The organism is Solidesulfovibrio sp. C21, from assembly GCF_047785625.1.
In the GTDB taxonomy this organism is placed as follows: domain Bacteria; phylum Desulfobacterota; class Desulfovibrionia; order Desulfovibrionales; family Desulfovibrionaceae; genus Solidesulfovibrio.
In genome coordinates, this window is sequence record NZ_JBLODY010000116.1 from 1 (window position 1) to 8,564 (window position 8,564).

General features: G+C 64.7%; 8 protein-coding genes. 4 read left to right on the forward strand and 4 right to left on the reverse strand.

What is annotated here, in order from left to right; all coding sequences use genetic code 11:
• Positions 1-143: 143 nt before the first annotated feature.
• Complete coding sequence (locus ACMZ6R_RS19355; RefSeq protein ID WP_416114585.1) at positions 144-2,297, reverse strand: SpoIIE family protein phosphatase; 2,154 nt, start codon at positions 2,295-2,297, stop codon at positions 144-146.
• Between the two features lie 212 nt (positions 2,298-2,509).
• Between ACMZ6R_RS19355 and ACMZ6R_RS19360 the strand changes: the two genes are divergently transcribed.
• The 4 genes from ACMZ6R_RS19360 to ACMZ6R_RS19375 all read left to right on the forward strand — a co-directional run bounded on the left by ACMZ6R_RS19360 (position 2,510) and on the right by ACMZ6R_RS19375 (position 5,636).
• Positions 2,510-3,238, forward strand: coding sequence for an amino acid ABC transporter ATP-binding protein (locus ACMZ6R_RS19360; protein ID WP_416114587.1), 729 nt, complete (start codon positions 2,510-2,512; stop codon positions 3,236-3,238).
• Positions 3,239-3,295: 57 nt separating this feature from the next.
• Positions 3,296-4,114, forward strand: coding sequence for an ABC transporter substrate-binding protein (locus ACMZ6R_RS19365; RefSeq protein ID WP_416114589.1), 819 nt, complete (start codon positions 3,296-3,298; stop codon positions 4,112-4,114).
• 112 nt (positions 4,115-4,226) lie between these two features.
• Positions 4,227-4,928 (forward strand): amino acid ABC transporter permease, encoded by a 702-nt coding sequence (locus ACMZ6R_RS19370; protein ID WP_416114591.1) that lies wholly within the window; start codon positions 4,227-4,229, stop codon positions 4,926-4,928.
• A 12-nt stretch (positions 4,929-4,940) separates the two neighbouring features.
• Positions 4,941-5,636, forward strand: coding sequence for an amino acid ABC transporter permease (locus ACMZ6R_RS19375; RefSeq protein ID WP_416114593.1), 696 nt, complete (start codon positions 4,941-4,943; stop codon positions 5,634-5,636).
• A 131-nt stretch (positions 5,637-5,767) separates the two neighbouring features.
• On the opposite strand, the gene ACMZ6R_RS19380 is transcribed toward ACMZ6R_RS19375, so the two are convergent.
• The 3 genes from ACMZ6R_RS19380 to ACMZ6R_RS19390 all read right to left on the reverse strand — a co-directional run bounded on the left by ACMZ6R_RS19380 (position 5,768) and on the right by ACMZ6R_RS19390 (position 8,488).
• On the reverse strand, positions 5,768-7,897 hold the full coding sequence (locus ACMZ6R_RS19380; protein ID WP_416114594.1) for a histidine kinase dimerization/phosphoacceptor domain -containing protein: 2,130 nt from the start codon (positions 7,895-7,897) through the stop codon (positions 5,768-5,770).
• A gap of 45 nt (positions 7,898-7,942) precedes the next feature.
• A complete protein-coding gene (locus ACMZ6R_RS19385; RefSeq protein WP_416114595.1) occupies positions 7,943-8,092 on the reverse strand; it encodes a hypothetical protein in 150 nt (49 codons plus the stop codon).
• Between the two features lie 105 nt (positions 8,093-8,197).
• Positions 8,198-8,488 (reverse strand): TMEM165/GDT1 family protein, encoded by a 291-nt coding sequence (locus ACMZ6R_RS19390; RefSeq protein WP_416114596.1) that lies wholly within the window; start codon positions 8,486-8,488, stop codon positions 8,198-8,200.
• Between the last annotated feature and the right edge of the window lie 76 nt (positions 8,489-8,564).

Below are 8,564 nucleotides of genomic sequence, written 5' to 3' on the forward strand. Positions count from 1 at the left end.
CGGCCCCCCCCTTCCAAAGACTTTGACGGTTACAAAGTATTCTCGTTACCACATCTGTAACCGTAAAAAGTTTTTAGGAGGGGAGAGCGCGAGAGGGGGCCCCTTTTTTCAAAAAGGGGCCCCCTCTCGCATCTTCTTCTCTCCTAAATCTTCTTCACCACGACGAGGGTCACGTCGTCTTCTTGGCGGCAGTCGCCCCGGAAGGCGGTCAGGTCGGCAAGCACGGCGGCCAGGATGTCGGCGGCGGAGCCTGCGGCGGCGCGCCGGATCGAAGCATGAAAGCGCGCCTTGCCGTACATTTCCCCGGACGGGCCGCGCGATTCCCAGATGCCGTCCGTGCCGATGGCCAAGACGAGTCCCGGGCAGGCGAAGGGTCGCACGTTTTCCGCATAGGGGTAGGCCGGATCGATGCCGATGGGCACGCCCTTGCCCGGCCATTCCTCGAAAGCGTCCGTTTCCGGGTCGTAGAGCACGGCCGGATCGTGGCCGGCGCGCACATAGCGGGCTTCGCCGACCTCGGGGCGGATTTCCATGGCGACGAGCGTCATGAAACGTCCCGAATCGCCCACGTCGCGGCACAGCAGCCGGTTGGCCCGCCGCACGCGCTCGGCCGGGGTTTCGCTGTCCTCGGTGGCCAGAAGCAGGGCCCGGGCCGTGGCCATGAGCAGCGCCGAAGGCACGCCATGCCCGGTTACGTCGCCGACGGCCGTGTCCAGGCAGATCTCCTGGCCCCGGGTCACGGCCCGGTAATCGAAATAATCGCCCCCGGTCTCGTCGCAGGCGATGGCCGTGCCGGCGATGTCCAGGCCCGGCACCGCCGGCGGCGCGGCCGGCAGCAGGTTTTGCTGCACCTCCTGGGCCAGCTCCAGGGAGCGTTGCAGCCGCAGGTGGTCGGCCATCATCGGCCCGGCCTCGTTGAAGGCGTCGATGAGTTCCTGGCGCTCGTCACCGACCCGCAGGTCGAGGCGGGCCGAAAAATCGCCGGCCGCCAGCCGTTTCCAACCGCCGAGCATGGCCAGCAGGGGCCGCAGAAAGACCCGGGTCATGGCGATGGCGGCCAGGGTAATGGCCGCCAGCAGGACGACCATGGTCGCGCCGGACAGGCGCACGATGGCGGCCGTGGCATCGAGGATGTCCTGCCCGGCCCGTTCGGCCAGGGTGGACAGCATGGACTTGGGCACGATGCACAGAAAATAGGACCCGTTGGTCAGCCGGGCGAAAGCCCAGAAGGCGCCCTCGCCCTTGTAGGGCAGATCGGCCGTACCGGTTTTCGTCCGTTCCATGGTGGCCAGGAACGCCTCGAATCCGACCGCGTCGTTGGAGGTCAGCCGCTCGAAATTGATCACGCTCTTCCAGTCCGGGGCATGCTGCTCGTAGGAGCGCTGGGCCCAGACGTAGAGCGCCGAGGCCCCGGTGCGCGGGTCCGTGGCCGGAGCCACCACGAAGGTGCGCATGGCCTCGGACCACTGGGAGGCGATTTCCTGTTCCTGGAGCACCTGGGCCAGGGGCACGTCCAGGCTGGCCACGCCGGCGAAGCGTCCGTCCGGACCGGCCAGGGGCTTGGACAGGGTCAGGGTCACCTGGCCGGTGGCGGCGTCCACGGCCGGGTCGTTCCAGACCACGGCCCCGCCTGTCGGGGCATGGGGCGTAAACGCCGCCTTGGCCGCCTTATACCAGGGGCGCTCGCGCGGATCGTAGTCGGCCGGATAGCCGGCGTGGCCGGGAAAGGACACGTGGCTGCCGTCGGCCAGGGTGACCGAGGCGAAAAGGAGCAGGTCGCCGAGTTCGGCGCGCAGCAGGGTGAAGGTGGGGCCAAGCTCGGCCAGCCGGACATCTTCACCGTTTTTTCCCCTGGCCCCGGGCGGACGGTAGACGACCGGGTTTTCGCCGCTGATGGCCAGGCGTTCCTGGCCGCCGCCGGCCAGCCGCTTGGCGTAGCTTTCGCCCTGGCCCAGGTCCGGGGGCGTGTTTTTGTCCGTGGCCACGTCATGGGCCCGGTAGACCTCGGCGGCGGCCCCGGATTTCCCGGGCGGCCCGGCCAGTGTCCGCTCGGCCGCGGCCACCAGCACCGTCAGGCTGAAATCCATGGCGCTTTTGGAGCGCCGCAGCACCAGGGCGTAGTCCTCGGCCGTCTGGCGCAGCTCGTTTTTGACGATGGCGGCGATGAGCGTGCGGCCCTCGCCGGCGATGGCTTGGCCGAGCGCGACCACATGGCGTTGGGTGACCCCCGTGACCACCACCAGGGGAACGAGGCTGAAGGCCAGCAGGATGAGGAAAAATTTCCAACGAAGCCGCATGGGTTTCTCCGACTGGAACCCTACGGGACTGTCGCGGCCGGCGCAAGTCCGCCCCCGGCCCGGCGGGATTCCGCTCCCCAGGGTGTCCGCAATTGACAAAATGGGTAGTCTCAAGCACTCTGGGGTATTAGGGATTGTCGTGATGTCCGGGGTTTTCGGCTGCCGTGAGACGGCCGGTGTTTCTTTTGCGCCCGAGGAGGAGTCTTAGCGCCATGCCCATGATCGAATTCCATAATGTCAACAAATGGTATGGCGACTTCCATGTGCTTAGGGGCATCACGGACAGCGTCGAGGCCGGCGAGGTGCTGGTCATCTGCGGCCCCTCCGGATCGGGCAAATCCACGCTGATCCGTTGCGTCAACCGGCTGGAGGAATATCAGAAGGGCCATATCCTCTTCGAGGGCCACGACATCCACGGCGACGACATCGATGTCAACCGGCTGCGTTGCGACATCGGCATCGTCTTTCAGCAGTTCAATCTCTATCCGCACCTGTCCGTGCTCAAAAACATCACCCTGGCCCCGATCAAGGTCAAAAGCATGCCGCGCAAGGAGGCCGAGGAGCTGGCCCTGGCCCTGCTCGAGCGGGTGGGCATCCACGCCCAGGCCAGGAAATTCCCGGCCGAACTCTCCGGCGGCCAGCAGCAGCGCGTGGCCATCGCCCGGGCCCTGGCCATGAAGCCCAAGGCCATGCTCTTCGACGAGCCCACCTCGGCCCTGGACCCGGAGATGATCAACGAAGTCTTAAACGTCATGAAGGATCTGGCCCGCGACGGCATGACCATGCTGTGCGTCACCCACGAGATGGGCTTTGCCCGCGAGGTGGCCGACCGGGTGGTGTTCATGGACCATGGCGAAATCATCGAGGGCGCGCCGCCCGGGGAATTCTTTTCCAATCCCCGGCACGAGCGCACCCAGCTTTTCCTCAAAGAGATTTTGTAGCGCGACCGGCGCGGACAAACGGCACGCAACCTCAAAAAACCTCACAAGGAGGCTTTCATGCGCAAGATCGCCTGGATTTCGGCCCTGGCCTGCCTGCTGACCCTGCTCGCGGCCGCGGCGGCCACAGCCGGCAAGCTCGACGACATCAAAGCCCGGGGCGCGCTGGTCGCCGGCGTCAAGGATTCCCAGCCCCCCTTCGGCTACGTCGACGAAAAGACCAACCAGATCGTGGGCTTCGAAATCGACCTCATGCAGGCCCTGGCCAAGCGCCTGGGCGTCAAGCTGGAACTCAAGCCCGTGACCTCCTCCACCCGCATCCCCATGCTCGGCCAGGGCGCCGTGGACATCGTGGCCGCCACCATGACCCACAAGAAAGAGCGTGAGGACCAGGTCGACTTCTCCATCACCTATTTCATGACCGGCCAGAAGCTGCTGGTCAAAAAGGGCGGCGGCATCAAGTCCGTGGCTGATCTCGGCGGCAAGAAGGTGGCCTCGGTCAAGGGCTCCACCTCCGAGCAGAACGTGAAAAAGGCCCAACCCGGCTGCACCGTCATTTCCTTCGAAACCTACCCCGAGGCCTTCCTGGCCCTCAAGCAGGGCAAGGTCCAGGCCATGACCACGGACGAATCCATCCTGGTCGGCATCAAGAACAGCGACGACCATCCCGAAAACTGGGAGATCGTCGGCGACTACATTTCTCCCGAACCCTACGGCTTCGGGCTGCCGGAAAACGATTCCGACTTCCGCGACTTCGTCGACCTGGCGCTCATGAACATGTGGGAGACCGGCGAATACCAGAAGATCTACGACAAGTGGTTCGGCAAAGGCAAAAAGGACTATCTGCCCCTGACCTGGAAAATGGAGCTGTGGCCGTAGGCGTTACGGCGAACGGGTAACAGCTTGTCAGGACCCGGCCGCCGGGGGATACGTCCCCGGCGGCCGGGTCCGGTCGACAACGGCGTCAGCGGACGTCGGTTTGGAGAGGACGTTGGCGTATCATTTCGATTTCACCCAGGTCGTCACCGGCGAATACGGGCAGTGGCTGGTTTCGGGCCTTGTCACCACGCTCAAGATTTCCGGCGTTTCCATCATGTTGTCCCTGGTTCTGGGGACGCTTATCGCCGTCATGCGCCTGTCCAAGGTGCGCCCGCTGGTCTGGGTCAGCGCCATCTACACCGAATTTTTTCGCAACACGCCGCTTCTGGTGCAGATTTTCTTTTGGTATTTCGGCTCCTACAGCGTACTGCCGCAGTTCGTGAACGAGTGGCTCTACAAGCAGGACTTCGAATTCGCCTGCGGCGTCATCGCGCTGACCGTCTACACCAGCGCCTTCATTGCCGAGGAGATCCGCTCCGGCATCTTCTCCATCCCCAAAAACCAGCTCGAGGCGTCCCGGGCCTGCGGCCTGTCGTTTACCCAGGCCATGGTCTACATCATTTTGCCCCAGGCCTTCCGGGTCATCATTCCGCCGCTGATTTCCCAGTTCCTGAACCTCATCAAGAATTCGTCCCTGGTCATGACCATCGGCGTCATGGACCTGACCTACATGGCCCGGCAGATCGAGGCCCACACCTTCCACGGGTTCGAGGCCTTCACCGTGTCCACCTGCATGTACCTGTGCATTTCGCTTGTCGTCTCGGCGGGCGTCACCCTTTACAGCCGGCGCGTGCTGCGCGTGCGTTCGCACTAGGGGGGCAGGGTCATGCATTGGAACGTCATCTACAACAATTTCGATTACCTGCTGATCGGCGCCTATCCCAAGGGGCCGCTCGGCGGCCTGGCCATGACCGTGCTTTTGGCCCTGGGCGGCATTTTCGGCGCCTTCTGGCTGGGGCTTGGCTGCGGGCTCATGCGCATTTCCAGAAAGCCCCTGCTGCGCTGGGCGGCGCTCCTCTATATCGAGATCATCCGGGGCATTCCGCTTTTGATGGTCGTCTTCTGGTTTTATTTCCTGGCCCCGGTGCTTTTCGGCCATACCCTGCCCGAGTCCCAGAGCGCGCTGATCGCGCTGATCGTTTTCACCAGCGCCTACATCGCGGAGATCGTGCGGGCCGGGGTGGAGGCGTTGCCCAAAGGGCAGATGGAGGCGGCGCGCGGCACCGGGCTGTCCCATTTCCAGGCCATGACCCACGTCATCCTGCCCCAGGCGCTCTTCAACATGATCCCGTCGTTCGTCAACCAGTTCGTGTCGCTGACCAAGGATACGTCCCTGGCCTTTATCATCGGCGTCAACGAACTCACCAAGGCGGCCACCCAGGTGAACAACCGCACGCTGACCGCGCCGACGGAGATTTTCATCACCATCGCCCTGCTCTACTTCGTGATCTGTTTTTGCCTGACGGAATTGTCGCGCTGGCTGGAACGGCACATCAACCGCTACCAGGCCCGCACGCGTTAAGGGGCGGAGCGAAAAAAGACGCCTCCGGCGGCCGGGGGAAACTTTTTGAAAAAAGTTTCCCCCGGACCCCCTTCAAAAACTTTCAAAGGGATTCTGCGGTGATGCCCCAAAAATGACGAGGGGCGTCGGCCTCAGGCCGGAAACGCGATCCCGAAGCGCGCCCCGCCTTCCCGGCTCCGGCTGACGCTTACTTCCCCTTCCAGTTGGCGGGCCAGTTCCTTGATCAGGGTCATGCCCATGGTCGCCGCCGCCTCGGGATCGAATCCCGCCGGCACTCCCGGCCCCGTGTCCTCCACCCAGAAGCGGGCCATGCCCTCCTCCCGCCGGCAGCCCACGCGGATCTCGCCTATTTGCCCGGGGGAAAAGGCGTGTTTGCAGGCATTGGTCAAAAGCTCGCTCAAAAGCAGCCCGCAGGGCACGGCGGCGTTGAGGGACAAGGGAAAGGGCCGCGTGTCGCAGACAAGGCGCACCCCGGCCGTCTGCTCCCTGAACACGGACAGCACGCCCTGGGCCAGGCTGCGGACGTACTCGGCCATGTCGATGGTGGCGGCGTCCTCGCGATTGTAGAGTTGCTGGTGGACCAGGGCCATGGACCGGATGCGCGTGCTTAAAAGGCGCAGGCGCTCCCGCTCGGCCGGGTCGGTCGCCTCGTCGGCCTGCAGGCTGATGAAGCTGAGGATGATCTGCAGGTTGTTTTTCACCCGGTGGTGGATTTCCTTGAGCAGGATGTTTTTGTCCTCCAGGGCCTTTTCCACGGCTTGGCGGATGCGTTCGCTCTCGGTGACGTCGTCGAGGCGGATGACCACGCCTTCGGCGCCGTTGGCCACGAGGGGGTAAAAGAGCATGTTCATGAGGTGGGTGTCGCCGTTTTGCGGCAGGGGCTGCTTTTCCACGATCTGGGCGCGGCGTTCGCGCAGGGCCGTTTCCACGTTTGGCATGTAGCCGGAGAGCTGCGGCAGGGACGCGCCCACCTCGCGGCCCAGGGCGGCGTCGGCGTCCAGGCCGAACAGCGCCTGGGCGCTGCCGTTGATGTGGGTGACGCGGCCGGCCGGATCGATGCCGATGATGGGCGAGGGCATGGATTCGAGGATGTTGGAAAGCATGGCGCGCATGCGTCCGAGGGCCGTCGCCGATTCGATCAGTTCGCGCTCGCGGCCTTCGATGGTGTCGGCCATGGCGTTGAAGCTCACGCCGAGGCGGCGGACCTCGAGGCTGCCGGCCGCCGCCGCCGTGTCCCGGGCGGAAAGATCCCCGCCGGCCAGCCGTTCGGCGGCGTCGGCCAGGCTGGCGATGCCCCGGCCAAGGGCCGCCCGCCCGGCCACCTGGGCGATGACCAGGGCGAACACGGAGGCGACAAGGGCCGAGAGCAGGCCGCGGAGCAGGAGCCTGTCGGCCTCGGCGAACACGTCGTTGCAGGCCGCGGAAACGAGGATGCTCATGTACGGCGGCTCACCGGGAGCGAGGCGCAGCCGGGTGAAGCTGAACAGGCCGTCCCCGCCGGTGTAGCGCGGCGCGATGAAGGTCCCCTCGTCGGCGGTGTCCGCGGCGAGGCGCGCCCGGAGCCGGGGAACGAGCTCCTTGCCCAGGGGAAAGCGCTCTGTCGGGGGGTAGGCCACCATGCGCAGTCCGTCCGGGTCGAGGAACGTGATCCGGGTGTTTTGCGGCAGCTCGATGCGCTTTAAGAACTTGTCGTAGCCTTCGAGATAGTAGGACATGCCGATGACGCCCAGAAGCCGCCCGTCGGCGTCCATGCGCGGCAGGGCGAAGACCAGGATCGGCTTTTTCGTGGCCCGGCCGTGGATGAACTTGCTGACGCCAAGCCTGCGGGTGCCCATGGCTTCCTGAAAATACTTCCGGTCGGCGAGATTGACGCCGAGAAAGGCGGGCAGGCCGGAGGCAATGGCCGTGCCGGATGCGTCGGTAAGGAAGATGTTGGAGAGTTCGGGATGGTCGCGCAGCAGGTCGGTGAAAAGCCGGTTGCAGGCGAGGATGTGTTGGCCGCAGACTTCCTCGGTATGGTCCAGGGCCACGAGCACGCCCCGGGCCTGGCGCAGCACGCCCCGCTGGAGGGCGGCCAGGCTGCGGGTCAGGTTGCGGATGTCGTCCCAGGCCCGAAGTTCGGCCTGATGGCGCGCCTCGAAGCTCGAGGCCACGATGACGCCCATGGCCGGCAGGGCGGCCAGCAGGACAATGCCGGTCAGGATTGCCGCGATGGAACGGTTCAGGAACCATTGCCAGGGGCCTTGCCGGACTTTTCCCATTGAAAACCTACACAACATTTCCGGGAAAATGTCCAGATGGCGGGTCTATCCGGCCGCGAACCGGGGCGGGTGGCGCGTATAGACCGCGCGCAGAAAGCCGTCGGCTTGCGTAACGTCGAGACGCCAGCCGGACACGGTGGCCAGCTGGTCCTCAAGAACGGGGCGGGCGCTTGTCGCGACCAGAAATTCCAGCACGTCGGCCCGGGAGAGGCGGAGATACCAACCTATCTCCAGTCCCAGCCCTCAGCATTTCTCACGCAGGTCGCAGACGACCGTTTCCTGTGCCATGCCGCTTTCCCCCTACAGTTTGTCGAAATAGATCAGCCCGCCCATGACCACGAAGGCCACGGCCGCGACTTTCTTGATGATCTCCGGCGAGACGAAGTTGCAGATGAATTCCGCGAAGATGACCCCGAGCAAACTGGTGGCCACCAGGGCCAGGGACGAGCCGGCGAAGACGATCCAGGGCCTGCGGGAATCGGCCGCTGTCAGCACACAGGCCAGCTGCGTCTTGTCCCCGAGTTCGGCCACGAAAATGGTGGCAAAGGTCGTGAAAAGCAGCTTCCAGTCCATGCATCCCTCATTGTCCACATCTTTCTTCCCCTCCATGAAAGTTTTTCGGGAGGGTGGGGGCCCGGGGGAGGGAACCCCTTTTTGCAAAAAGGGG

Excerpts from the sequence above, each read along its gene's own strand:
- ACMZ6R_RS19355 (WP_416114585.1), bottom strand. The coding sequence starts at position 2,297 with ATGCGGCTTCGTTGGAAATTTTTCCTCATCCTGCTGGCCTTCAGCCTC.
- ACMZ6R_RS19360 (WP_416114587.1), top strand. The coding sequence starts at position 2,510 with ATGCCCATGATCGAATTCCATAATGTCAACAAATGGTATGGCGACTTC.
- ACMZ6R_RS19365 (WP_416114589.1), top strand. The coding sequence starts at position 3,296 with ATGCGCAAGATCGCCTGGATTTCGGCCCTGGCCTGCCTGCTGACCCTG.
- ACMZ6R_RS19375 (WP_416114593.1), top strand. The coding sequence starts at position 4,941 with ATGCATTGGAACGTCATCTACAACAATTTCGATTACCTGCTGATCGGC.
- ACMZ6R_RS19380 (WP_416114594.1), bottom strand. The coding sequence starts at position 7,897 with ATGGGAAAAGTCCGGCAAGGCCCCTGGCAATGGTTCCTGAACCGTTCC.